Source organism: Nitratireductor arenosus, assembly GCF_009742725.1.
GTDB classification, from domain to species: domain Bacteria; phylum Pseudomonadota; class Alphaproteobacteria; order Rhizobiales; family Rhizobiaceae; genus Mangrovimarina; species Mangrovimarina arenosa.
In genome coordinates this window covers 667,474-693,124 of sequence record NZ_WPHG01000003.1, presented here as the reverse complement: position 1 = coordinate 693,124, position 25,651 = coordinate 667,474, and the positions used below count along the sequence as shown (strand labels likewise).

Annotated in this window: 19 protein-coding genes and 1 pseudogene; 13 read left to right on the top strand and 7 right to left on the bottom strand. The window is 64.7% G+C overall.

Annotated elements, in window-relative coordinates:
* Positions 1-8: 8 nt before the first annotated feature.
* The 4 genes from GN330_RS15285 to GN330_RS15270 all read right to left on the bottom strand — a co-directional run bounded on the left by GN330_RS15285 (position 9) and on the right by GN330_RS15270 (position 6,005).
* On the bottom strand, positions 9-1,730 hold the full coding sequence (locus GN330_RS15285; RefSeq protein WP_156713524.1) for a hydantoinase B/oxoprolinase family protein: 1,722 nt from the start codon (positions 1,728-1,730) through the stop codon (positions 9-11).
* Positions 1,731-1,742: 12 nt separating this feature from the next.
* Positions 1,743-3,815: a hydantoinase/oxoprolinase family protein gene (locus tag GN330_RS15280; protein ID WP_197435181.1), complete on the bottom strand. Its 2,073-nt coding sequence runs from the start codon at positions 3,813-3,815 to the stop codon at positions 1,743-1,745.
* A gap of 78 nt (positions 3,816-3,893) precedes the next feature.
* Entirely contained in the window at positions 3,894-4,727 is an 834-nt protein-coding gene (locus GN330_RS15275) for a helix-turn-helix domain-containing protein (protein WP_156713522.1), read from the bottom strand.
* 111 nt (positions 4,728-4,838) lie between these two features.
* Positions 4,839-6,005, bottom strand: coding sequence for a TAXI family TRAP transporter solute-binding subunit (locus tag GN330_RS15270; RefSeq protein ID WP_156713521.1), 1,167 nt, complete (start codon positions 6,003-6,005; stop codon positions 4,839-4,841).
* Positions 6,006-6,271: 266 nt separating this feature from the next.
* Here GN330_RS15270 and GN330_RS15265 point away from each other — a divergent pair, with 266 nt between their 5' ends.
* From GN330_RS15265 to metC, 5 genes are read left to right on the top strand one after another with little or no spacing between them, the layout of a single operon-like run.
* On the top strand, positions 6,272-7,105 hold the full coding sequence (locus GN330_RS15265; protein WP_156713520.1) for a DUF169 domain-containing protein: 834 nt from the start codon (positions 6,272-6,274) through the stop codon (positions 7,103-7,105).
* The gene (locus tag GN330_RS15260) at positions 7,102-7,434 is read left to right on the top strand and encodes a monooxygenase (protein ID WP_156713519.1); all 333 of its coding nucleotides are present in this window, start codon (positions 7,102-7,104) and stop codon (positions 7,432-7,434) included. The genes GN330_RS15265 and GN330_RS15260 overlap by 4 nt, the downstream gene beginning before the upstream one ends.
* A 12-nt stretch (positions 7,435-7,446) precedes the next feature.
* Entirely contained in the window at positions 7,447-8,682 is a 1,236-nt protein-coding gene (locus GN330_RS15255) for a CaiB/BaiF CoA transferase family protein (RefSeq protein WP_156713518.1), read from the top strand.
* Entirely contained in the window at positions 8,679-11,015 is a 2,337-nt protein-coding gene (locus tag GN330_RS15250) for a molybdopterin guanine dinucleotide-containing S/N-oxide reductase (RefSeq protein ID WP_156713517.1), read from the top strand. Before GN330_RS15255 ends, GN330_RS15250 begins: the two co-directional genes overlap by 4 nt.
* Complete coding sequence (metC, locus tag GN330_RS15245) at positions 11,012-12,196, top strand: cystathionine beta-lyase (protein WP_156713516.1); 1,185 nt, start codon at positions 11,012-11,014, stop codon at positions 12,194-12,196. The genes GN330_RS15250 and metC overlap by 4 nt, the downstream gene beginning before the upstream one ends.
* A gap of 30 nt (positions 12,197-12,226) precedes the next feature.
* Here metC and GN330_RS15240 read toward each other — a convergent pair whose 3' ends face one another.
* Positions 12,227-13,063, bottom strand: coding sequence for a universal stress protein (locus tag GN330_RS15240; protein ID WP_156713515.1), 837 nt, complete (start codon positions 13,061-13,063; stop codon positions 12,227-12,229).
* Between the two features lie 222 nt (positions 13,064-13,285).
* Between GN330_RS15240 and GN330_RS15235 the strand changes: the two genes are divergently transcribed.
* On the top strand, positions 13,286-14,878 hold the full coding sequence (locus GN330_RS15235) for a bifunctional aminoglycoside phosphotransferase/ATP-binding protein (protein ID WP_156713514.1): 1,593 nt from the start codon (positions 13,286-13,288) through the stop codon (positions 14,876-14,878).
* 196 nt (positions 14,879-15,074) lie between these two features.
* Here GN330_RS15235 and GN330_RS15230 read toward each other — a convergent pair whose 3' ends face one another.
* Positions 15,075-17,756 carry a bifunctional acetate--CoA ligase family protein/GNAT family N-acetyltransferase gene (locus GN330_RS15230; RefSeq protein WP_343040715.1) on the bottom strand — a complete coding sequence of 894 codons (2,682 nt, stop codon included), beginning with the start codon at positions 17,754-17,756 and terminating at the stop codon, positions 15,075-15,077.
* A gap of 251 nt (positions 17,757-18,007) precedes the next feature.
* Positions 18,008-18,916, bottom strand: coding sequence for a helix-turn-helix domain-containing protein (locus GN330_RS15225; protein ID WP_156713513.1), 909 nt, complete (start codon positions 18,914-18,916; stop codon positions 18,008-18,010).
* A 204-nt stretch (positions 18,917-19,120) separates the two neighbouring features.
* Between GN330_RS15225 and GN330_RS15220 the strand changes: the two genes are divergently transcribed.
* The 7 genes and pseudogenes from GN330_RS15220 to GN330_RS15190 form a co-directional block, all read left to right on the top strand.
* Positions 19,121-20,131 carry a TRAP transporter substrate-binding protein gene (locus GN330_RS15220; RefSeq protein ID WP_343040714.1) on the top strand — a complete coding sequence of 337 codons (1,011 nt, stop codon included), beginning with the start codon at positions 19,121-19,123 and terminating at the stop codon, positions 20,129-20,131.
* An 86-nt stretch (positions 20,132-20,217) separates the two neighbouring features.
* On the top strand, positions 20,218-20,721 hold the full coding sequence (locus GN330_RS15215) for a TRAP transporter small permease (protein WP_156713512.1): 504 nt from the start codon (positions 20,218-20,220) through the stop codon (positions 20,719-20,721).
* Entirely contained in the window at positions 20,718-22,004 is a 1,287-nt protein-coding gene (locus tag GN330_RS15210; protein WP_156713511.1) for a TRAP transporter large permease, read from the top strand. Before GN330_RS15215 ends, GN330_RS15210 begins: the two co-directional genes overlap by 4 nt.
* On the top strand, positions 22,004-22,852 hold the full coding sequence (locus tag GN330_RS15205) for a dihydroorotate dehydrogenase electron transfer subunit (RefSeq protein ID WP_156713788.1): 849 nt from the start codon (positions 22,004-22,006) through the stop codon (positions 22,850-22,852). The genes GN330_RS15210 and GN330_RS15205 overlap by 1 nt, the downstream gene beginning before the upstream one ends.
* Complete coding sequence (locus GN330_RS15200) at positions 22,846-23,790, top strand: dihydroorotate dehydrogenase (RefSeq protein WP_343040713.1); 945 nt, start codon at positions 22,846-22,848, stop codon at positions 23,788-23,790. The genes GN330_RS15205 and GN330_RS15200 overlap by 7 nt, the downstream gene beginning before the upstream one ends.
* Positions 23,787-25,070, top strand: coding sequence for a hydantoinase/carbamoylase family amidase (locus tag GN330_RS15195; RefSeq protein ID WP_156713510.1), 1,284 nt, complete (start codon positions 23,787-23,789; stop codon positions 25,068-25,070). Before GN330_RS15200 ends, GN330_RS15195 begins: the two co-directional genes overlap by 4 nt.
* Positions 25,067-25,546: pseudogene (locus GN330_RS15190) on the top strand (dihydroorotase); the annotation flags it as partial. The gene GN330_RS15195 and the pseudogene GN330_RS15190, both read left to right, overlap by 4 nt.
* Positions 25,547-25,651 lie beyond the last annotated feature (105 nt).

Below are 25,651 nucleotides of genomic sequence, written 5' to 3'. Positions count from 1 at the left end.
GACCTCCCTCAGTTGGATGCTGCCCGCCTGTCCGGCCCCAATCTCAAAGCGGCCGTTGCCGGCTCGTCGACCTCGAGATTCTCCGTCAGCATGACCCCATATTCACTGGCGGCCGCCTCGCGGCTCACGAAACCGTTTTCGACATCGTCGCGAACCCGGGCCGGGTCGCGGGCGAACGGGTCGCCCCGGCCGGCGCCACCTGGGGGCTCGACGATGATAACGTCGCCGCCCGGCACTTCCTGCCGTCCCATAGGGCTGAAGGGAAGTCCGGAGCGAAGCCGCACCCTGCCCGGCTCGCCGTCCCGTCCGCCGTCAAGGCCGCGCGGCGCGTTGCGGGTACGCTCGTAGGACGCGGCCATCCAGAATGGGTCGCCGTCGCGGCTCGCTACCTCGATGACCTGGCCGAGCCCGCCGCGAGTCAAGCCGGCGCCGCCGGAATCACGCCGCAATTCGCGGCGCCGATAGAGAACCGGCGCGCTTTTTTCCGATATTTCGATGGGGATGGCGCGCACCCCGCTCGGAAACGCCGTCGCGTTCAGGCCATCCAGGCCGGGACGCGCGCCGGTGCCGCCGGAATGGAAGAACAGCGCGTTGAACCCCGCCTTGCCGCGACCGTGAGCCGACCGCAGCAGCCGGATGTTCCAAAGCGTGCCTGCGCCTTCGGCAGGCACCCTGCCAGGCACCGCCTGGGCCAGGCAGCGAAACACCAGGTCGGGCAGCATCTGGCCGATGAGATGTCGCGAGGCGACCGGAGCCGGATCCGTGGCGTTCAGGATCGACCCTTCGGGCGCGCGGATCGTGACGGCGGAAAGCGAGGACCAGTTGTTGGGGACGGCGCGCCCCACCACGCAGCGCACGCCATAGCTGGCATAGGCCTCGGTATAACAGAACGGAACGTTGTTGCCTCGCAGCGACGGCCGCAGATCGCCGCCGAACTCGACATCGATGCGGCCGTCGGCAACCGTCATCGTCGCGGTCATCGCGACGGGCCGGTCGATGCCGTCGAGGGTGAGCGCGGCGTGGTAGACGCCGCCCGGGATACGCTCGATCTCCTCGCGCATGCCACGCATGGAGCGATCGAAAATGAACTCAGACAGCGCTTCGACACCATCGAGACCGAACTCGTCGCACATGGCGAGCAGGCGCAGACCGCCGGTATGGTTGCCGGCCACCAGCGACATCAGGTCGCCGGTCACCTGCTCGGGCATGCGCACATTGGCGCGCAGAATGCCCAGCACCTTGTCGTCGACGCGTCCGGCGTCGACCACTTTGGTGATCGGTATCCTGATGCCTTCGTGAAAGACGTCCTTGGCGTCGAAACCCGGTCCCATCCCGCCAATATCCACCAGATGGCTGGTGGCGGCGAAAAAGGCGATCACCCGACCGCCTCGGAAGACCGGGGTGACCACGACCAGGTCGTTGAGATGGCCCGTACCCTGCCAGGGATCGTTGGTCAGTGCGACGTCGCCCTCGCACCAGTCGGCCAGAGGGATGGCGTCGATAAAGTGGGAGACCGACCGGGCCATGGAATTGATGTGGCCGGGCGTGCCCGTCACCGCCTGCGCGATCATGCGCCCGTCGGGCGTAAACACGCCCGCCGACAGGTCACCAGCCTCGCGGGTAGTCGGGCTGAACGAGGTCCGAATAAGCGTCTGCGCCTGCTCCTCGACCACCGAGGTCAGGCGCCGCCACATAATCTGCCGGGTGAGATCACCGGTTCGGAAGGACATGGCGCTCATCCTTTACGTCGACAACGTCAAATGGATGAAGCCGCGCTCATCCGTCTCACAGGCGAACCCGGCGGGGACCACCGTCGTCGTCTGCTCTTCGGTCAGATAGGCCGGGCCGGAGCCCCGCCAGCCTGCATCCAGGGTTTCGCGCTCGAAGCGTTCGGCCGCAACGTAGTCGGCCTTCTCCAGATCGTAGGCCCGTGCCGGACTCGTTTCGACCGGCTTGGCCAACGATGCCCGCTGCCCGTTCCACATGGTGGCCGGGTCGCTCAGCGACAGCGCGTTGCGGTGCACCCAACCGACGATCTCGATCGGCAGGTGCGGCAGCACGCGGCCGAACTGCCTGAGATATTCAGTCTCAAACAGGCCGGTCATCCATGCCCTGAAATCGCCCTTGGGGAAGGGGTACTCGAAGGGCACCTCGATATGGTGCCCCTGCCCCGCGTACCGCATCAGCGCCTTCCACTCGATTTCCGGCTCGGCGGCGGCGGCGAAGCGGGCGGTATGGGCGGACGCGGCGGCCACGATCCCGTCGAGCTCGGTGGCAACTTTTTGGGGCTCGACCGCGTTGAGCATGAGGTAGCTGGTGCGCCGGATCGTGTAGGCAACCGGCGCGGCGAGAAAACCGACGGCAGAGCCGACCCCGGCATTGGGCGGCACGATGACATGGGCGATGCCGATCTTCTGGGCGATGCGTGCGGCATGCAGCGGTCCACCGCCACCGAAGGCGACCATGGTATATTCCGAGATGTCCTTGCCCTGCTCGATGGCGTGCATGCGAGCGGCATTGGCCATGTTCTCGTCCACGACCTCGGCGAGCGCGGAGGCCGCCTGGGCGGGTTCCAGGCCAAGAGGTTGTGCGAAGACGGCGCTAAGCGCCGCTTCGGCACGCGCCTGGTCGAGGACGATGCGACCGCCGGCGAAACGATGCGGATCGAGCTTGCCCAACACCAGGTTGGCGTCGGTGACGGTCGGCCGGTCGCCGCCAAACCCGTAGGCGGCCGGCCCCGGATCGCTTCCGGCACTGTGCGGACCGACCTCGATCTGACCCATTGCGTCGACATGACCGATGGAGCCGCCGCCGGCCCCGATCTCCACGAGATCGACGACGGGAATGCGGAGCGGCAGGCCGCTGCCTTTCTGGAAACGATAGGTCCGGTCGACCTCGAACCAGGCATCGTATTGGGGCACGAAATCGTCGACGATGCACACTTTCGCGGTCGTGCCGCCCATGTCGAAGGACAGAAGCTTGTCGATGCCGAACGCGTGCGCGACCGACACGGCCAGCGACGCGCCGCCGGCAGGACCACTTTCAACCAGCCTGACCGGTGCCTCGCAGGCCGTCTCGATCGATGTCAGCCCGCCCTCCGACATCACGATCAGTACCGGCGCATGAATACCCATTTCGCGCAGGCGCTGCTCCATTCGCACGAAATAATCGACGACAACCGGCCTCACATAGGCGTTGGCGCACGTCGTCGTCGCACGTTCATATTCACCAGCGAGCGGAGAGATATCGCATGACAGCGACACGCTGATCTCCGGGAAACGTTCTTGCACAAACCGGCCCACGAGCCGTTCATGGGCCGCGTTGGCATAGCTGTGCAGCAGGCAGACCGCGAGGCTTTCCGGCCGCGTGCTGGCAAGAAAATCCGCGAGTTCCTCGAGGGTCTCGTCGGCGAGCGCGGTGATCACCTGACCCTCGACGTCGATACGTTCGCGCAGGCCGAAACGCAGCGATCGCGGCACCAGCGGCCGAGGCCGGGTGATCATCAGATCGTATTGCTCAAACCGGTTTTCGTGGCCGATATCGATCATGTCGGTAAAGCCGGCCGTGCTAACGAAGGCGGTCCTGGCGCCTTTTCGCTCGATAATCGCGTTGGTGGCGAGCGTCGTGCCGTGGATGACGAGGTCAACGTCATCGGGCGCGACGCCAGCACGGGCCAGCAAATCGCGCGAGCCTTCCAAGACGGCTTGCTCCGGGCGATCCAAGGTGGTCAGGAGCTTGCCCGTCAGAAGTTCCCCATCGCGTTCGAGCGCGAGGTCGGTAAACGTACCGCCGATATCGGTGGCCAACCGGATCATAAACGCCGCTCCATGCTGTTCGTGCCCGCTTTCTAGTCGCGCACGCATGGGAGCAGCCACCACACAGTGGCTTTTTATTCACGTAGTGGACAGTGCGAAGAACCCCTGGCCCTTCTTGCTTTGTGTCGTCATGCTCATTTCGGCGGCGATTTCCGTCGCCGCCTCCCTGAGGGGGCCGAGACATTTTCTGGCCACCTCGGCCGCGGTGGTGACCTGCGGCAGGAACACGGTGTCGATACAGCACGCGACACGGTCGCCGATCATGACGGGAACCGCCAACGCGCCGACATTCGGCGGCAGCGCGACATCGCGCGATCCATAGCCGGCTGCGCGGGTATGCTTGATCTCGGCACGAATGCGCCGCTGGTCCTGCAGATTGCACACGATACGGATCAGGCGCTCCCGCTCGTCCTCGGGGCACCAGGCCAGATAGGCCCGGCCGGAAGCCGATCCCAGAACCGGCGAACGCATGCCGATGAAGCGCGGATTGATGTCGATGACGGAATGGCCGCGATTGGAATGGCTGACCACCATCTCGCGACCATGCAGCATCAGGATATCGGACGGCCAGCCGATCCGGCGCAGCAATTTGAGAAGGATCGGGGTCGTCGCCGATTCCAGCCAGAGATTGAAATTGAACCCCGACGACAGCAGATGCACCTTCGGGGTCGCCTGGTAAACGGCCTGGTCGGGATCGCGGTGAACAAGGTCGGCGACCTCGAGCGTATCGAGCATACGGATGACGGTCGCGCGCGGCAGGCCGACAGCGCGGACGATCTCGGGCAGACGCGCTTGACCGAGACGGTTGACTTCCTCCAGCACCCGGAACGCGCGCAGCACGGCCCTGACGGGCTCGTAGCCGGACGAGCCACGCCGGACCTCGTTTCCACCGCCGGTATCGTTCTCCTGCAACGGTCGACTTCCCTCCCCGGTTTCGCGCCTCGTCCACCGTTAGCACAAAGCGAGCACGGGGCGGAACAGCCCGTTCCGCCCCGTGCTCGAACAGACTATGCCCGGCGGATCCTACCAGTCCTCGAACACGGTGTCCTGGCCGGCCTCCGCCAGCGCGTCGGCTCGAATCTTCTGCCACGCCTTGACGAAATCCTCGTCGCTGCCGCTACCCGCCTTTTCCTTGGCGTCGGCCCAGGCCTTGGCCAGAAGAGTCTGACGCTCGAGATTCCGCTGCTGGCGCGCCTCGAACTCGGGCGTCCAGAAACCGATCTCCTTGTAATAGCGGACCGCGCCGGGATGAACCGGCACAAAGACGTTGCTGAAGCGCTGGCTGTCCAGCTTGAAGCCGGCGTTCGACGGATAGCCGTCCTTGTAGTCGTCGTAATAGGTGAACAACGCCTTGGTGAAGTTGTAGACGAGTTCCTCGTCGGTCTGGTCCACGGCGGAGAAGATCGGATAGGCAAGGGTCGCCATCTCCAGACCGGCTTCCGGTACGTCCGGACCGATCGTGGCGACATGCTTGATAAGCCAGGGCGAAACCTTCCACATGCGCTCCCAGGCTTCCTTGTCGTCATGCGGCGTCACCAGCCAGGTCAAGCCACGGTTCGACGAGGAAACGCGCACGCCGTCGGAATTGTTGGTGTTGGAAATGGCGGTGTCGGCGCGACCGTCGATGACAGCGTCGATGCCGGCCTTCAGACTGGCCACCTCGACCACCTCGACATCGTCGAAGTCCAATCCGCCAAAGGCGAGATAGGAAAGGTTTAGTCGCCGCGACACGGGCGATCCCTTGACGATCGCCATGCGCTTGCCCTTGAGATCGGCCGCGCTCTTAACGTCGGCGTCCGCCGCGACGATCAGCCCGGTCGAGCCCTGCGAGATGCTGAGCGCCACGTAACGCACCGGGATCGGGCCCAGATTGGGCGCCCCGAACTCGTACACGCCTTCCTGCGAGAAGATCGAATCCGTGCCGAGCGTGGCAAACTGGGCGCGTCCGTCCTTGAGCGGCGTCAGCCGGGCCACATCGCTCTTGGCCGGAAGGATCCGCACCTCGGTGCCGGTCTTGTTTTTCAACGTCGCCGCTATCGAGACTGCCGAATTGTAGGCCGTGGCTCCGACATCATAAGAGACCCAGACCATATTGCCGGGCAACTTGACCTCCTCGGCCTGCGCGGGCGCGACAGGCGCCAGGCACATGGCCGCCAGTCCTACCGCCGCGAGTATCCGTGTTCGAAACATAATTGCCTCCTACCAATCATTTTGTCGCTTCTGTCGGCGACCGATGACCGATCAACCGTTCCCACCGGGATGCCCGCAAGCGTCGATAGGACCAGCGCGGACCACAAGTCGTTTGGCACCAAAGTATTCACCGTGTGGACACTCCGTGGCAGTCTTGTATCCATTCCGCCGCTGTTTCTCGTACCGAATGGACATTCTGAGGCAGCGAGGCTCACGCAGGCTTCGCCGGGCCCAACCTTGTCCAGCACGCCGGGAGGACCGCTCTTATGGCCGAAGCAAGCACCGCCGAACACCCTTCAACGAGTACGCCGGACGCTCTCGACGCAGAGGCGCTGAAGGCTCTGGGGGCACGGTTGCAGGACCTGCTGCGCCTGCGCACGCTACCGATCTCCATGAAGCTTTTCGAGACGGTGGACGCGATGCGGGCGGTCCCCGGACTTCGGCTGCCGCAGGCCGGCACCGCCTTCACATCCTGCCAACTCGTGACCCGATGCCGCTATTCAGGCATCACGCTCGGCTTCACGCATGACAATGTACGCCCGCACTCCAATTGCGGCGGCATTCTCGGCCTCAACAAGCCCTCCGAATCGTATCTGTCGGGTGAGAGGATGAACGGCATTTGGTTCGAGAACCAAGACGCGGCGCGCCAGCACCAGGAGCAGATGCCGCGCGTGCCGCACGGCCGGTATGCCGGGGTCGCGGTTTCACCGCTCCGTTCGGCCCGCCTCGACGACCCCGATATCGTTCTGTTTTACGGCACGCCCGGCCAGATGATCATCTTCATCAACGGCCTACAGTGGCGGCGCTACGAGCGCTTTGATTTCTCGGTCACCGGCGAAAGCGCATGTGCCGATTCCTGGGGCACGGCGCTGGCGACCGGCAAGACCAGCCTGTCGATCCCCTGCTTCGCTGAACGCCGCTACGGCGGCGTCGCCGATGACGAGCTTCTGATGGCGCTGCGGCCGCAGGAACTCGCGCGCGCCATTGAGGGCATGGAGGGTCTGTCGCGGGCCGGGCTGCGCTACCCGATCATTCCTTACGGCCCCAATGCCGATCCCGGGCCGGGCATGGATTTCAGCTACGGCGACAAGCCCAAATGAGCGCCGCGCCGCTGACGATCGCGATCGTGCAAATCCCGCTTCCCAAGCGAAGCCGACAGGCTGCCATCGCATCCGCCCTGAACACCGCGCCTACCTATCGAGCGCTCGCGCCCAAGGGATTGGTGCGCAAGGACTATCTCAACGGGCCTGCCGGTGGTGGCGGTGTCTATACCTGGCGCAGTCGGAGCGAGGCGGAAGCCTGGTACGACGGTGACTGGAAGGCGCGCATGACCGAACTGTTCGGCGCCGAGCCGGTCGTGACCTATTATGAATGCGCGGTCACGGTGGACAATATCGCGGGCGAGACCATCGTCCGCGACGGTCAATAGGGGGCGACGGCGATGAGCGGTCCCCTGGCCGGCATCCGGGTGCTGGATTTCAGCTCGGTCGTGCTCGGCCCGTTCGCCGCGCTGATGCTCGGCGACATGGGCGCCGACGTGATCAAGATCGAGCCCCCAGAAGGCGATGTGATGCGCCACGCCCGCCCGTTCCGCAATCCGGGAATGGGCGCGATCTTCCTCAACCTCAATCGCAACAAGAAGAGCCTGGCGATCGACCTCAAGCGCGAAGCGGCGCGCGAGGTGGTGACACGGCTGGTCGCAAAGGCGGACGTGGTGCTGCATTCGATTCGCCCCGAAGCGGCGGCGCGGCTTGGCCTGGACTACGCCTCGCTGGCGGCGATCAACCCGCGCCTGATCCACTGTGCGGTGCGCGGCTTCTCGTCCGGCCCCTATGCGGATCTGCCCGCCCTCGACGATGTCATCCAGGCGGCAAGCGGCGTCGCCCGCATGCAGGGAGGCGACGGGCCGCCTCGCTTTGTCAGCACCATTCTCGTCGACAAGACCGCCGGCTTGCACGCCGCTTCGGCAATCGCCATGGCGCTGTTCGAACGCGAGCGCTCCGGCCGCGGCCAGGAGGTCGTCGTGCCAATGTTCGACACCATGGTCCAGTTCATGGCGGTCGAACATCTTCAGGGGTTGACCTTCGAACCGCCTGAAGGACCGGCTGGCTACGCGCGCGTTCTGTCGCCGCACCGCAAGCCCTATGAGACGCGCGACGGCCATATCAGTGTCATCCCTTATACAGATCGACAATGGACGCGCTTCTTCGCAGCCGCCGGCAGGCCCGACCTCGCCGACGATCCGCGCGTCGGCTCGGCCACAGCGCGCTCGACTCATGTCGACTGGCTCTACGCCACCCTTGCGGAAATTCTCGCGAAGCGCGGCACGGAGGAATGGCTGTCTTTGTGCCGAAAGGGTGACATTCCCGCCATGCGGGTCAATTCGCTCGAGGAGCTCATGACCGACGAGCAGGTCGAAGCAACCGGCCTGCTGCGGCACGACCGGCATCCCAGCGAGGGCGCATTGCGCCAGGTCGACATTCCAGTCCGGTTCGCGCGCACGCCCGGCAGCGTGCGTCGCCTGGCGCCACGGCTTGGAGAACACACGCGCGAAACCCTCGCCGATTGCGGCTTCTCGACCGAAGAGACCGAGGCGTTGACGAAAGCCGGCGTCTGCCTGGCCGCTCCGTCGTCGGACGAAGGCATGGCCGACGCGCCCAAGTTGGAGGACACATGACCGAATTCCTCGACGACCCCGCTATTCGCTGGGTTTCCCACAGCTCCCATTGGGGGGCGTTCGACGCCGGCGTTCGCGACGGCAGGCTGATTGGCGTCAGGCCTTTCCGACACGACCCGCAGCCCTCAGCGCTGACTGGCGCCATACCGGACGCCGTCCACGCCGGGAGCAGGATCACCACACCGGCGGTGCGCCGCGGTTTCCTCGAACGCGGCGCGGCCTCACGCGAGGCGCGGGGACGCGACGAATTCGTCGCGGTCAGCTGGGACGAGGCGCTCGATCTCGTCGCCAGCGAATTGGAGCGGGTCCGATCCACCCATGGCAACGAGGCGATTTTCGGCGGGTCCTATGGCTGGAGCAGCGCCGGCCGCTTTCACCACGCCAAGACACAGTTGAACCGGTTCTTGAATACGATCGGTGGCTTCGTCGGCCAGATACAGAACTACTCCATCGCCGCGGGACTGACCCTTTTGCCGCATCTGCTCGGCTCGACGCAGGCGTGCAGCGGTCCGGTCACCAGCTGGGGCAGCATCGCCCGCAATGGCGGGCTGGTCGTCGCCTTCGGCGGCTTACCGGATAAGAACTTGCAAGTGGCCGCGGGCGGCCCGGCCGAACACGCCGCGCCGTCGGCGATCCGGGCAGCACGCGCGGCAGGCGTCGAGTTCGTCAATATCAGCCCATTGCAGGCCGATATCGATGACGGGATCGACGCGGAATGGATCGCCCCCAGGCCGAACACCGACACCGCGCTGATGCTCGGCATCGCCCACACGCTGCTTACGGAAGGCCTGCACGACCGCGCCTTCCTCGATCGTTACTGCGTGGGATATGACCGTTTCGAGGCCTATCTCGCCGGGCGGACGGACGGGATCGAAAAGAGCGCCGAATGGGCCGCCGCGATCTGCGGCATCGCTCCGGCGACGATCCGCACCCTGGCGCGTCGCATGGCCGCAACACGCACGATGATCACCATGACCTGGTCGCTGCAGCGCGCCGACCACGGCGAACAGCCATTCTGGATGGCGATCACGCTCGCCGCCATGCTTGGCCAGATCGGCCTGCCAGGCGGCGGAGTGGCGTTCGGACACGGCTCGATCTCGGGCATGGGAACGCCACGCACGGAGATCGCCTCGCCCAACCTCACCGCTGGCGTCAACCCGGTCAAGACCGCGATACCGGTGGCACGCATCTGCGATATGTTCTTGCACCCCGGAGAAGCCTACGACTTCAACGGCCGGCATTGCCGCTATCCGGATATCCGGCTGGTCTACTGGGCCGGCGGCAACCCGTTCCACCACCACCAGGACATCAATCGGATGCGGACCGCGCTACGGCGGCCGGAGACCTTCATCGTCAACGAGAGTTGGTGGACAGCCACGGCCCGCTTCGCCGACATCGTCCTGCCGGCCACGACGACGCTGGAGCGCAACGATGTCGGGGCATGCGGCCGCGACCGCTTCATCATCGCGATGAAGCAGGCGATCGAGCCCCTCAACGATGCGCGCAACGACCATGACATCTTCCGCGGCCTCGCCGAGCGTCTAGGCACGTTGCGCGCCTTCACCGAGGGCCGGTCGGAGATGGACTGGATCCGTCACCTCTACGAAACCGCCCGCGAACAGGCGTCGCGCCGCCAAGTCCAACTTCCCGACTTCGACAGCTTCTGGGAGCGGGAATTTGCCGAAATCGAGCCGCCGGCGGCGGATTTCGACCTGTTTTCCGATTTCCGTGCCGATCCCGACGGGGCCAGGCTCAATACACCGTCGGGCCGCATTGAGATCTATTCCGACACAATCGCCGGCTTCGGCTATGACGACTGCCCCGGGCACGCGACCTGGCTCGAACCGGCCGAATGGCTGGGCTCGTCGCAAACCGGCGCGCATCCGCTCCACATGATCTCCAACCAGCCACGCAACCGGCTGCATGGGCAATTGGACGACACCGCGCTCAGCCGTTCCGGCAAGGTCGGCGGACGCGAGCCATTGTTGATCAATCCAGTGGACGCGGCCGCCCGCGCACTTGCCGACGGCGACATCGTGCGCGTCTTCAACGCGCGCGGTTCCGTGCTCGCCGGCGTCAGGATCACCGACACGATCCGCCCCGGCGTCGTGCAACTCGCGACCGGATCCTGGTACGATCCGAGCGATCCCGCACGCGACGGCAGCACCGACAAGCACGGCAATCCGAACGTGCTCACTATCGACAAGGGCACCTCCAGGCTCGGCCAGGGACCGATCGCCCAAACCGCCCTCGTCGAAGTCGAGCGGGCGGCCGACGCACCGCCGGTGACGGCCTACGATCCGCCGGCGATCGCCCCGGGAGCAAAGCGATGAGCGGCGGTGACAGCCGCGACCGGCCGATGACACGCGTGGTCCATGCCGGGCGCGATCCCGAAGCGTGGAACGGTGCGGTCAACCCGCCGCTCTATCGGGTCTCGACCGTCATTCAGGCCAGCATGGCGGATCGCAAGGCCGCCTTCGCGGAGCGCACGGCCGACGGCAAGCGCATGGTTTACGGCCGTACCGGTACGCCGACCACCCGTGCGCTCGAGGATGCGCTTTGCGAACTTGAAGGCGGCCATCGCGCCCAGCTCTACCCCTCGGGCCTGAGCGCGATCGCCGGCGCGATCACCGCCTTCGTCGCAGCCGGCGACACAATCTTGATGACGGACAACGCCTATGGGCCGACACGGACGTTCTGCGACACCTATCTGCGCCGCATGGGGGTGAAGACTGTCTATGTCGACCCGCGGCTCGGCGCGGACATCGCCCGGTATGTGACGCCGGACGTCAAGCTCGTGTTCCTGGAATCTCCGGGTTCGCTCACCTTCGAGATTGCCGACGTGCCGGCGATCGGCCGGGCGGCCAAGGCGGCCGGTGCGACGGTTATGATCGACAACACCTGGGCGACGCCGCTTTTCTTCCAGCCGCTCGCGCACGGGGTCGACGTGTCGATCCACGCCGGCACCAAATATATCGCCGGCCATTCCGACGCGATGCTGGGGATCGCGATCGCCACCGAGGACGCCTGGCCGCGGCTGCGCGACGGTGCGCGCCAGACCGGCATTTGCGTCGGCGCCGACGAGGCCTATCTGGCGCAGCGCGGACTGCGCACGATGGCAGTGCGCCTGCGCCAGCATCAAGAAAGCACGCTCGCCGTCGCAGCCTGGCTCGCCGCGCGCGACGACGTCGCATCCGTGCTTTATCCGGCCTTGCCGGAAAGCCCGGACCACGCGCTGTGGCGGCGCGACTTTGCGGGGGCATGCGGTTTGATGGCGTTCGAACTCGCCACCAAGCGCGCCGACCGCGCTGCGGCGATCGTCGACCGGCTGCGGCTGTTCGGAATCGGATCGTCCTGGGGCGGTTACGAAAGCCTGGCGATCGTCGCCGATCCAGCGGCATACCGGACCGCGACACGCTGGCAGGCCCGCGGCGCGCTGATCCGCCTGCATGTCGGCCTGGAGGATCCCGCCGACCTGATCGCGGATCTGGACGCCGCGCTGGAAGCCGGCTGAGCCGGCCCAAACCACCGCGGCGGGCCGGTCTCAGCGCGCCATCAGCACAGGCACGGGCGGTTGCTCGAGCATGGATTTTGTCACCCCGCCGAACAGGCGTTCACGCAGCCGCGAATGTCCGTAGGCGCCCATCACCATCAGGTCGGCAGCCTTGTCGATTGTGTGCCGGCACAGCACGTCGGCGACCGAATGGCCCTGGCTCGGCAACCGGTCGACGCTGACCTTGGCGCCATGACGCGAGAGATAGGCGGCAAGATCGGCGCCGGGCTCCTCGCCGTAGACCGCGTTCCCCGCGACAGGGTCGACCAGCGCCAGCGACACCTCTTTTGCACCGACGATGAGATCGAGCGCCGCGCGCACGGCGCGCGAGGCCTCCGGACGCGCGTCCCAGGCGACGGTGACGCGCTCGGGCCGCAGGCTCGGCGTCACACCTTGCGGCACCAGAAGCAGCGGCGTGCCGGATGAAAACAGCACGCCTTCCAGCATCTTGTCCCACAAAATGGGATTGTCTTGCAGTCCCGGCCCGGCCAGGACGAGATCGGCATAGCGGGCGCGGCGGCCGATGGCGTCGTCGGCCCAGGCCTGCTCGACATAGTCGCTGGCGACATCGCCGGGAACCGGAAGCGCGGCGACCAGTTTCGACACGGCCTCGGTGCGCGCGCGAAGGCGCTCGATATCCTCCTGGCGCTCCTTGGCCCAGATATCGGAAGCCATGGCGGCGTATTCTCCCGCCGGTGCCGGGGCCGCGATGGTGAGCACGAGCACCGACAGATGGCCGTCAATTTCCCCGCACAATTCAGCGGCAAGATGCAGGTCGTCGTCATTCGCCTCAAGCCCGGTGACAGCAAGTATCGTTTTGATGGTCATGATCCGTTCTCCGTTCGCCGTATCGAAACCCCGACATGCACAGTGGATCGATAGGTCTCGGCGCACGCGTCGTCGTTGCGCTAAATCAAGAAGCCGGTGGCGCCCGGCCGCTGTCGCGGTCTTGATCCGTATCAAGGCGCCACCGCCGCACACGCTGCATGGTCGAGCCGGCGAACCGGAGCAGACCACCGTGTCACACCTCACACCACAGGACCGGCCGACATGAAGCCGCACAGCGCGACCGATGACGGCGGGGGCCAATATGCCGCGACCAGGTTCCTGACGAGGCCGGAAAGTTATGGTGCGCGCACCCCCGTCGAAGTGATCGAAACACATATTTCACGCATCTTTCTTGTCGGCGAACGCGCCTACAAGATGAAGCGGGCGGTGCTGCTGCCCTATGTCGATTTCTCAACGCCGCAGGCGAGACTGTCCGCCTGCCGCAAGGAGGTAACGCTGAATTCGCGCACCGCACCCGACCTCTATCTCGGGGCTCGACGCGTCACCGCGACGCCGGATGGCGGGCTCGAATTCGATGGTAAAGGCGCGCTCGTCGACGCGGTGGTGGAGATGAAACGGTTCGACCAGTCCTGCCTGCTCGACCGGCGGGCAGAGGCCGGCGATCTGACGCCGCGGCTGATGACGGAGGTGGCGCGCGCCATCCTGCGTTTCCACGAGAGCGCGCCGGTCGTGCATGCCGGCGGCGGTGCCGACAACATCGCCGGCGTACTCGATATTAACGAGGCCGGCTTCGCCACCAGCCAGCTGTTTTTGCCAGGCGCGGTCGCCGCGCTCGGCGCACGCTTCCGCGCGACGCTCGCTCGTCGCGCCGCCCTGCTCGACGCGCGCGAGACTGCCGGCAAGGTCCGCCGCTGCCATGGCGATCTGCACCTGCGCAATATCTGCGTTCTCGACGGCGTGCCCTGCTTGTTTGACTGCATCGAGTTCAACGATCAGATCGCGACCGTCGACGTGCTTTACGATCTCGCCTTTCTCTTGATGGATCTTTGGCATCGCGGCCACCGCGGCCTCGCCAATCTGGTGATGAACCGCTATTTCGACGCCCAGGACGAAGAGGACGGGTTCGTGCTGTTGCCGTTCTTCATGGCCGTGCGCGCGGCGGTGCGCGCACATGTGACGGCAACCCAATTCGAGGAGGGTGGCCGGGAAAATCGGGCGCTCGCCGACGAGGCGCAATCCTATTTCGACCTTGCCGGGGCCCTGCTCGACGAGCCTCCCGCTCGGCTGATCGCGATCGGCGGGCTCAGCGGCTCGGGCAAGACCACGGTTGCGGAAGCGCTTGCAGCTTACGTGGGCGCGCCACCGGGAGCGCGCATCCTGGAAAGCGACCGGCTGCGCAAGGCGATGCATAACGTCGCCCCCGAAACGCGACTGCCCGGCGAAGCCTATAGCCCCGAAATCTCCGCCAGGGTCTATGCGGACATGGCTCGCCGTAGCCGGAGTTTGCTTGCGGAAGGCGGCGCGGTCGTCGCCGATGCGGTGTTCGACCGATCCGACGACCGCGCGCGGATCAGGCAGTGCGCGCGCGATACCGCGACGCCTTTTGCCGGCGTTTGGCTGGATGTCGGCGCCACCCTGCTGCGGCACCGCGTCAGCGAAAGAACCACCGACGGCCCGTCCGACGCGACGGTCGCGGTGCTGGCCGGACAATTGCGGCGCCAGCGCGACGACATAGAGTGGACGAAGGTCGACGCCACGAGACCACCTGAACGGATCGTCGCCGACATCCTCGCCATGCCCGGCGCAGAGAGCCGGCCAGACCATGACACCGTGCGGACCGGAACCCGGGGATGATCAGGGGTTGCGCCGCCAAAAGCCTCGAACTCGGCTCGATCGGCAAACACGCGCGATCCGGGCGAGACAATCGGGGCTGACCAACGCCAGGTGAAGGACATCGTCACCTAAACAACAAGCATCCAGGAATAGGCGGCGGCCCGAAGACCGCGAAAAGGCGGTCACCCCGCGAGATTCGTGGCCGTACGGAAGCGCCTTAATTCAGGTCCAGCGCCGCCACGTACAGGCTCGGTTCGGTTTCGCTGCGTGCGACCGAGAAGCCGAATTCGCGGCACAGCGCCAGCATCTTTTCGTTGTCGGCGAGCACGAAGCCCTCGACGCGGCCAATCCCCTCGGAGCGGGCATAGTCGACGAGTTGTGCCAGGAGCGCCCAGCCGAGCCCACGTCCCTGCAGGTCGGTGCGCACCAGGAGCGCATATTCCGCCTTCTGCTTGTCAGGATCGGTCGACAGCCGTCCGACGCCGGCAAGTTCGCCGGTGGCGGTGTCGAGCGCAACGAACGCCATTTCGCGCTCGTAGTCGAGTTGGGTCAGCCGGACCAGCATCTGGTGGGGAAAGTTCTTGCGCTGGGCGAGAAACCGGAAACGGATGTCGTCTGGCGCGATACGGGCCAGAAAGTCCGAGTAAAGCGCGATGTCGGCCGGTCGGATCGGGCGAATGTCGTAGCGCGCCGAACCGGCATCAATCAGCTTTTCCCAGCCGTCGGGATAGGGCCTAATCGCCAGCGCCGGATTGGGGCCGGGAGCGCCCACACGCTCGGGATCAATCTCGACACGGGCATCGAGGGCAATCGTGCCGTCGGCGTCCGCCAAAAGCGGGTTGATGTCGATCGAAACGATGCACGGAAAATCGACGATCAGTTGCGACAGGCCCTTAAGTGCCGTCGTGATCGCTCCGCGGTCGGCCGGCTTGCGGTCGCGATAGCCCGCCAGCAGACGGCCGATGCGGGTGCGATCGATCAGATCGCCGGCAAGCACGGCGTCGAGCGGCGGCAGCGCGATCGCCGTGTCGTCCATCACCTCGACGGCGATGCCGCCGGCGCCGAACAGGACGACCGGTCCGAAGATCGGATCGTGGCTCATGCCCAGAATCAGTTCCTGGGCGTGTTTGCGCACCACCATCGGCTGCACGGCGTAGCCTTGGATGTCGGCCTCCGGCTCGCGCGCGCGAACGCGGCTCTCGATCTCGGCGGCCGCCTCGCCGGCAGCCTCGGCCGTACTCAAATTGAGCACGACACCGCCGACATCCGATTTGTGTGAGATCGCCTTCGACAACAGCTTCACGACGACTTTTTCGGAGCTTTGCAAAAGCCTTGCCGCCGCCTCGCCGGCCTCGGCCGGCGATCCGGCCACGACCGTCTCCGGCACGCTAATGCCGTAAGCGGCGATGACGGTTTTGGCTTCCGGTTCGGTCAGCATGCGCCGGCCCTCGCCGGCTACCGCGGCGAACACGGCGCGGATGGTGTCGCCGTCCTTTGCGACATTCTCGCCACCGCTCGACGGCACGCGCATCAGGGCGCGCTGGGCGCGCGACCAGTCGCTCAGATAGGAGACCGCGGTGGCGGCGGCGGCCGGTGTCTCAAAGCTCGCGAGTCCCGCCTCCTGCAGGATGCGGCGGCCGTCGCGCGCGGTGTGATCGCCGAGCCAGCAGGTCAGCACCGGCTTGCCGTCGATCTTGCCCTCGGCCGTCAGGCCGGCGACCGCGCGAGCAGCCTCGATCGGCGAGGCCAGGCCGGTCGGACAATTGAGCACCATCACCGCATCGACACCCGGATCGGCGGCCACGGCAGCAACCGCCGCGCTATAACGCTCGGCCGCAGCATCCCCGATAATGTCGACCGGATTGGCGTGCGACCAGGTGGCCGGCAAGACAGCATTCAACCGGTCGACGGTCGCGGCCTCCAGAGCGGCCAGTTCGCCCCGGCAATCGACTAGCTGATCGACGGCCAGCACCCCGGCGCCGCCGCCATTGGTGACGATGGCGACCCGTGCGCGCTCGAGCGGCGCGAAGCGGGCGGTGGTCTCGGCGGCGTCGAACAACTCGGCCAGGCTTTTCACGCGCAGGATGCCCGCCCGCTGCAGCGCGGCCTCCGCGACGCGGTCGGCGCCCGACAGCGCGCCCGTGTGGGTGGCCGCCGCCTTGGCTGCCGCCTCGTGGCGGCCCGACTTGATGGCGATCACGGGTTTGACGCGCGCCGCCGCGCGCGCCGCCGACATGAATTTGCGCGGATCTGGAATAGTCTCGAGATACATCACGATCGCGCGCGTGCGCGCATCGCCGGCCAGCATGTCCAGCCAGTCGCCGACATCGACGTCGGCCATGTCGCCCAGCGAGACGATGTGGGAAAAGCCGAGATTGTTCTGCGCCGCCCAGTCGATCAAAGAGGTGGCGATAGCGCCCGATTGCGACAACAGCGCTATGTTGCCGGGCTTGGCCGCCATATGCGCAAAGCCGGCATTGAGTTTGACCGGCGGGATCATCAGCCCGAGCGTATTCGGCCCGATGATGCGGAAGAGATGCGGGCGGGCGGCTTCAAGCATGGCCTGGCGCAAGCCGTTCTCACGCGTCAGCCCGGCCGTGATGACCACCGCGGCCCGCGTGCCTTTGTCGCCCAGTTGGCCGATGATGCTTGGCACGGTTGCCGGCGGTGTCGCGATGACACCGAGGTCGGGAATGCCGGGCAGGTCGGAGACGCCGGCATAACAGCGACGGCCCGCGACCTCGTCATATTTCGGATTGACCGGCCAGATCTCGCCCTCGAAGCCGGCATCGACGATGTTTTGCATCACCACGCGGCCGACCGAACCCTCGCGGACCGAGGCGCCGACGACCGCGAGCGATTTGGGATGAACGGCGTGCTCGAGATTGCGGATCGTCACTGCGATGCCTCCTTGATCGTGGGTTGGTGCGGCCGGACTCTACGACGTCCGGGTCCGCTACCCTAGGTCCCCTTCCAGTCAATTCGGAGTCTATTCCGTTCGCGATCAACGCATCCGTGTTGGCCGTCATATCAGGCACGGCCCAACACGGATGTATGATGCAACTATTCTTGCCTGTCGCGCGATGGTCGAGCGCTTGGAAACGAGGGCATCGTCCGGCGTCCAAGACGTCGCTCCCGTCCGAGGATCATTCAATCCGGGACCGCGTATTTCTTGATCATCGTTTCCAGATAGGAGACCGCTTCGCCTCCCTTTAGCGCTTCGGCCCAGAGCCGTTCAGCAATACCTTCGTGCAGGGTCATCGCCTCGGGAGCGGATGTGATGAGCGCCACGCCAACCCTGATATTGGGCTGCTCGCCCAGCCGGAAAGGGCTGATGGCCAGGATCGAGCGATCGACCTGCCGGAATATCTGGAAACTGGTCGCGGGAACCGGCTCGCGCACGATACCTATCTGGATGCCGATGGGCTGATCGCGCAACAACGACAAAATGTACTCGGTTTCACGGCGCGCCATCAGCCTGCGCCGATGGATCGTCTCGGGCGCCAGGTCGTGCCGGCCGATAAGGCCATGGAGCAGAAATCGTTCAAGATCCGCGGATGCGATCAGGCTGACGATCAACGGCCGCCGAAGCTGAAAAGCCTTTTTGCGCGCCCGCAATATCTCAATCAGGCCATCGACGGCATTGGCGGAAGCACCGGCATTTTCAGTTCCGTCCGGGATCGATTCGCGCAGTACCTCCCGCAGCACGCCATCATACGAATCCGAGGTCAGCAAGTATGAAACCGGGCTAAAAAGCCCGATGATCTGCTGGCATTCCTCCTCGAGTTGGCGCATGCGTTCGAAGAAGCCGATGGCCGTGCTGACATACTCGACGCCGACGCCCATCAGACTGGTCAGCGACACGCCAAGCTCATTGGCTATGCTGGTCAGCATTTCTATCTTGCGGATTTCGCCTTTTTCGGCCCTGTAGAGAGCAGCGCGCGAAATACCGAGCTTGCCGGCCAGCGTGTCGGGCGTGAACCCCTTGCCAAGGCGGTGAGCGCGCAAGCGGGCACCGATATCGCTGAACCGCATAGAGTCGCTGTGCGGCGCCTTCATGTCATATCTCGCGGCTGCTTCCGATGAACCTTTATCGGTTCAGAAAATGTCAATTGTCAATCATTTGGCTCAGATCGGCAAATGACAACCAATTAATAGACAAAATGGTCGTTCGTCTCATTTTTGAGAATATGTTTGACAGCCTCTGCACCACTTCGTACGCTTCCGTCCGCCGCGCTAGCAACAACGAACAGAGGTGGAACCGTGAAACAAATACTCCATAGCCTGGCCTTGTCGGCCACACTCGCCCTTGGTGCCAACAGCGCCTGGGCGGCGGATTTTGTGGCCAAGATCGGTCATCTGGAATCGACCCAGCAATCACGCCACATCCATCTGGAAAAAGTCGCCGCCATGGTTTCCGAACGGACCAATGGCGCGGTCGAATTCCAGATATTCCCCCAGGGTCAGCTCGGTCAGCAGCGCGAGATGACCGAAGGCGTCCAGCTTGGCACACTCGAGGCGACCGTCGCTCCGGCAGCGTTTCTCGGCGGCTTCAATCCCGCCATTTCGGTTCTCGATATCCCCTATCTGCTGCCCGAAAGCGACGAGGACGCACAGACGCTGCGCGCGGGTCCGTTCGGAAAGGCGTTGTGCGAATCCTTCGACAACCGCGGTGTCAAATGCCTGATGCTGTGGCCGAACGGCAGGAAGAACATGACGTCCAACAAACCGCTCGCCGGCATGGCCGATTTTGCCGGCCAGAAATTCCGGGTGATGGATTCCAATATCCTCATCGAGCAGTACAAATCGCTGGGCGCTTCGGCGATCGCGCTGCCGTTCGGCGAACTCTACACCGCCTTGCAGACCGGCGTCGTCGATGCGCAGGAAAACCCGCTCGACACGATCCGGGCGATGAAATTCTACGAGGTCCAGAAATATCTGCTCGTGTCGAATCACGGGGCGATGGAAGACGTGATCCTGTTCAATCCGGCGTTCTGGGACGGCCTGCCCGCCGAATATCGGACGATCATCACGGACACCTTCGCCGAAATCATTCCGGAGTTGATCGCGCACAAGAGCGCCGCCGTCGCGGCCTCGCTGGAAGAGATCAAGGCGGCCGGTGTCGACGTGCGCGAGATGTCGGCGGAGGAAAAGGCGCTGTTTCGCGAGACCATGTATCCCGTGACCCGGCAGGCCTATCTCGATCGTGCCGGCGACGACGGCGAGAAGCTGATCGAGCTTTACGAGAAAGAGTACGCGGCGGTCGCCGAATAGGGATCGCGGTATGGGGCGGGCAAGGCGAAGCATCGCCGCTGCCCGCCCGACCGGCCGCCGGTCGGTTCGAAACCCGGGAGCACGGCATGCAAAAAGCGCTTTCGATTCTACGCGGCGTAGAGCGGATATTGTTGGTGACGATCTTTCTGGCGATGGTCGGACTTTATTTCGTCAATGTCGTCGTGCGCGCCTCGGGCAGCATGCTGGCGTCCGACCTGGCCTGGATCGAGGAAGCCGTTCGACTGATGAACATCTATCTCGTCTTCCTGGCTCTCGGCCTGGCGCTCGAATATGGCCGTCATGTCGCAGTGGATACGTGGCGGGACGGGATAGGCCGGGCCTTGCACCTGCCCGTGCGGCGCATCATCGATGCGACCGGACTGGTATTTTGCGTCTATCTCGTTTGGCTGGGCTACAAAATGAGCGGTTTCGTGTTCGCCACTGACCAGCGAAGCCCGACCCTTGGGCTGCCGATGGGCTGGATCTACGTCGCGCCGATGATCGGATTCAGTCTTCTGGCCCTGCGCTTCCTCCTAAGCCTTTTGGGCGGAATCGATCGCTTCGACACACAGGCGGCAGACGAAGCATGATTTTGTTGGCGATAATCGTCGCGGTCGCCGTGCTGTTGCTCGTCAGCGGCTTCGAGATGTTTCTCGTGCTCGGCGTGCCGACACTGATGATCAAACAATTCTTCTACGGCTCACTGCCCGATCCGGTGATCGTGCAGAAGGTTGTAGGCGGCATCAATCATTCCACGCTCCTGGCAATACCGTTTTTCATTCTGGCCGCCGAACTGATGGGCGACGGTCAGATCGCGCGCCGACTGACCGGACTGGTCATGTCGCTGGTGGGACACCGCAAGGGCGGCATCGGCTACTCCGTGATCGGCGGCTCGATGGCGTTCGGCTCGGTTTCAGGCTCCGCGCCGGCCACGGTGGCGGCGATGGGACGGATGGTTTTTCCGCAAATGCGCGGCGCCGGTTTCAGCGAGAAGTTCTCGCTCGGCCTGATCGCCTCGAGCGCAGAGACCGCTCTGCTGATCCCGCCTTCCATCACCTTCATCATCTATGGCTGGATGACCGGGGCCTCGGTCGCGCGCCTGTTTGTCGCCGGGATCGCCGCCGGCATTGTGCTCGGCCTGGTCTTCGCCGTGCTGGTCGCGGTCGAGGCGCGACGCAGCGGCGTCGAAACCGGTCCACGCAAGAACTGGCGCGAAAAGTTCGCCGCCATACGTCACGCCGGTTGGGCGCTGGGCATGCCGTTCATCATCCTGGGCGGGATCTACACCGGCTATCTTACTCCCACGGAGGCTGCCGCCGCCAGCGTCGTTTATGCGGTCTTTGTCGAAGCCCTGGTGTTTCGCACCCTCACATTGCGGCGCCTGATTGCCGTTACCGAACGGGCGGCGATTTCGACGGCGACGATCTTCGTGCTTCTCGCGCTGGGTGGACTGTTGTCCTATTTCATAACTCTGGCGCAGGTGCCCAATCAGATTCTGGCCTTTCTGTCGGCCGCCGATGCCGGCCCGGTGATGTTCCTCCTGGTCGTCAATGTCGCCTTTCTGATCGCAGGCATGTTCATCGATCCGAACTCGGCGTTGCTCATCCTCGTACCGCCGCTTTTTCCGGTGGCGACAGCGATGGGCATCGACCCGATACATTTCGGCATGATCGTCACGCTCAATATTTCGGTCGGGATGATAACGCCTCCCTTCGGTCTCGACCTGTTCGTGGCGTCCTCGACGCTCGGCAAGCCGGTCATGACAATCATCGCCGGGATCTGGCCTTTCGTGATCGCCAATCTGATCGCACTGATGGCGATTACCTATATCCCGCCGATATCGACCTTCCTGCCCACCTTGGTGTTCGGATGATGGGCACCTTGACGTCCCTTTCCACGGTCCGCGCCAAGGCCAGACCGCCATCCGTGTTCGAGCGGGACCTTTCCGTCGTCTTCAACGAACCGGTGAACGGCGAATATGTGCGTCTCGCGCTTGCCGCGCCTTCGCACCTTCTGGAACGCTGCCGTGCAGGCCAGTTCTTCCATCTGTTGTGTCCCGCTTCGGGTGAAGACAAACCCTATCTGCGCCGGCCGATGAGCATTTACGGCTTCTTTCCCAAACAGGGCGAGCTCCATTTTTTGTACAAAGTCACCGGTGCGGGAACGCGCGCGCTGTCAAAGCTTTGCACCGGCGACAGCCTCAACGTTCTCGGACCGCTCGGGGTGGGCTTCCGTATCGAGGACGACTGGCGAAATCTGGTTCTGGTCGCGCGCGGCGTCGGGCTTGCCACACTGGCGCCGCTGGCGCTGGAGGCCAGGAACCGCGGCCGACACCTCACCGCGATCTGCAGCGCGCGCAGCCACGACGTTTTGATGTCGCTCGACTATTTCGCCGAGATGGGCGCCGAGATCATAACCGTCACCGACGCCGACGGCACGTCGGAGATGGGGAATGTGGAAAAAATCATCAAGAGACTTGTCGCCGGACGCGGCGTGGATGCGTTTTACACGTGCGGGTCCAACCGCATGCTCACCCTGTTGCAGGCGCTCGGGCAACGCTACCACATTCCTGGAGAAACCGCGCTGGAGCAGCAAATGGCCTGCGGCCTAGGCATGTGCCATTGTTGCGTGCGGCCGTTCCGTAAGGCCGGCGCACTGGTGCAGCTTCGTGTCTGCCGGGAGGGGCCCGTTTTCGATCTGCAGGAGGCGATGCCGTGGTAGATCTCTCCGTCGACATTGCCGGCATGCGCCTCAAGAACCCGGTCATGCCGGCTTCCGGGACGTTTTCGGAGGATCTCGCCGAACTCTTCGACATCGAATGCCTTGGCGCCCATGTCACCAAGACGATCACGCGCGGCCGCCGCGACGGCAATCCGACCCCGCGCGTGTGCGAGGTCGACGGCTCGATGCTCAACTCGATCGGGATTCCAAGCAAGGGCGTGGCGGATTTTCTGAAGAAGACGGTACCGTTCTACCGAGCCTACGACACGCCGCTGGTCGCGAGCATTTCCGGCAACACCACCGAAGAATTCGCCACGCTGTGCCGTGAGGTCACTGTCGAGGGCGTCGACGCGATCGAGGTCAATGTGTCGTGCCCGAACATCGAAGAGGACGGCAAGGCGTTCGCGATCCGACCCTCCTCGACCTACGCGGTGATGCGCGAATTGAGGAAGGCAACCCATCTGCCGCTGTGGGCGAAACTTACCCCCAATACCGGCGAAACCTCCGAAGTGGCGCGCGCGGCCGAGGAAGGCGGCGCCGACGCCCTGGTGGTGGCCAATACGCTGCTTGCAATGGCGATCGACGTGCGCACCCGCCGTCCCAAGCTCGGCAATCTGATGGGTGGTCTGTCAGGCCCGTCCCTGAAACCGATCGCGCTTCGCATGGCCTATCAATGCGCCAAGGCGACCCGGATCCCCGTCATCGGCTGCGGCGGTATCGCGACAAGCGACGATGTGCTCGAATTCCTCATTGCCGGCGCGACGGCCGTCCAGGTGGGCACGGCGACATTCATCAATCCCACCGCCATGGTGACGATCATCGCCGATCTCGAGCGCCGTCTCGAGGTGGAGCGGATCGCGTCGGTCCGCGACCTGATCGGCACCGTGGCCGACGGCGAGCAAAAGGCCGCCGTCGTTTTCATGGAAGCGGCGCCATGAGCGCCGTCGAGCGGATCGTTGCCAAGGACGACAGCGACGACATCGGGATTGCGCGCCATCTGTTCGAGGAAATCGCGGCGCGCACGGCCGACATCGAAGGCGTCAGCCGGCCGGCTTTTTCCGACATCGAGACCCAGACATTGCAATTCCTCGAGGCGTTCGCGCGCAAGCAGGGTCTCGACGTCTGGTACGATGCCGGCCGCAATGCCAATTTCCGCCTGCCCGAGCACCGCGCCGCCGATCGCTTCATAATCGTCGGCTCCCACGTCGACAGCGTACCGTTCGGCGGCAATTTCGACGGGCTCGCCGGTATTGTCGCCGGCCTCATCTGCCTGACGAGAGCCAGGCGCCGGGGAGCCGGGACGTTGCGCCCAGTCCACGTGCTTGCGCTGCGCGGCGAGGAAAGCGCCTGGTTCGGCCCTTGCTATATCGGTTCCAAGGCGCTTACCGGCCGCCTCGCGCCCGCCGAGCTTGAGGCTCGGCACAAGCGCGACGGTCGCACGCTCGACGACCATATGAGCGACGCCGGGATCGCGATGGAGGATGTCCGCGCCGGCCGGCCGTTGATCGATTTGTCGAAAATCGAGACCTATCTCGAGCTTCACATCGAGCAGGGACCGTTGCTGATCGGCAAGCAGATTCCGGCCGCTGTGGTTTCCGGGATTCGCGGCAATATCCGTCACCGCGCCATCCGGTGTGTCGGCGAGGCCGGGCATTCGGGCGCCGTGCCGCGCGCCTTTCGCCGCGATCCGGTGCTGGCCATGGCCGATCTTCTGAGCCGGCTCGACGAAAGCTGGTCGACCATCCTGGGAAAGGGCGACGACCTGGTTCTCACCAGCGGCATCGTTGGCACCGATCCGGAAAAGCACGCCATGTCGCGCATTCCCGACACGGTCACGTTCAGCCTCGACATTCGCAGCCAGAGCGCCGCGACGCTGGATGAGATGCGTGCACTTCTGGACCGGGAGATGCGCCAGGTCGAGCGCGAGCGCAAGGTCCGTTTCGAAATGGACGAGGAGCTTTGTTCCCGCCCCGCGCAATGCGACGCCGCGCTTGTCGCCCAACTCCAGGCCGCAATGCAACGTGCCGGTCAGAAACCGTTTGTCATGGCGAGCGGCGGTGGACACGACGCGGCAGTCTTCGCGAGTGCCGGTGTGCCCTCCGCCATGGTCTTCGTGCGCAACCGCAACGGCTCGCACAATCCGCGCGAGGCAATGGACCTGTCCGACTTCGTCGCCGCGACCGATATCCTCTATGGATTCCTCGAGGATCGGCGATGATCAGGTTGACACTGCGCAGATCCGACGACTGGGACCTGTCCCTACGCGACGACGACATTCTGGCAAGCGTCTTGCTATTAAGCTTGGCGCATTTCGGGCAAGCGACCATTATGCCCAACCTCGTGCCCCCGATCGTCACCTCCCGGCAAGCCGGCGCATATCGGGACCGGATTCTGGCGGCCTTGCCGGAGGACGCCTCCTTTGTGCCGCTGATGACGCTTTATCTGACCGAAGGTACCGACCTTCTCGATGTGGAGGTCGGATTTCGCGCCGGGCCGGCCAGTGCGGTCAAGCTTTACCCGGCAGACGCGACGACCAATTCCCAAAGCGGCGTGCGCGGCATCGAAAAAGTCTTTCCGATGCTGGAAAAGATGGCCGAGATCGGGATGCCGTTCTGCATTCATTGCGAGGTCACAGAGCCGGAGGTGGATATTTTCGACCGCGAGGCGGTCTTCGTCGATACCGTGTTCGATCCGTTTGTTCCAATCCGCTGGAGCGTCGAGGGCCAAACAAGTCGGGTTTCATCGTGACGGGATATGCAAGGCCAGGGACGGGACGACCCGCGCCTGAGCTCTGCCCAT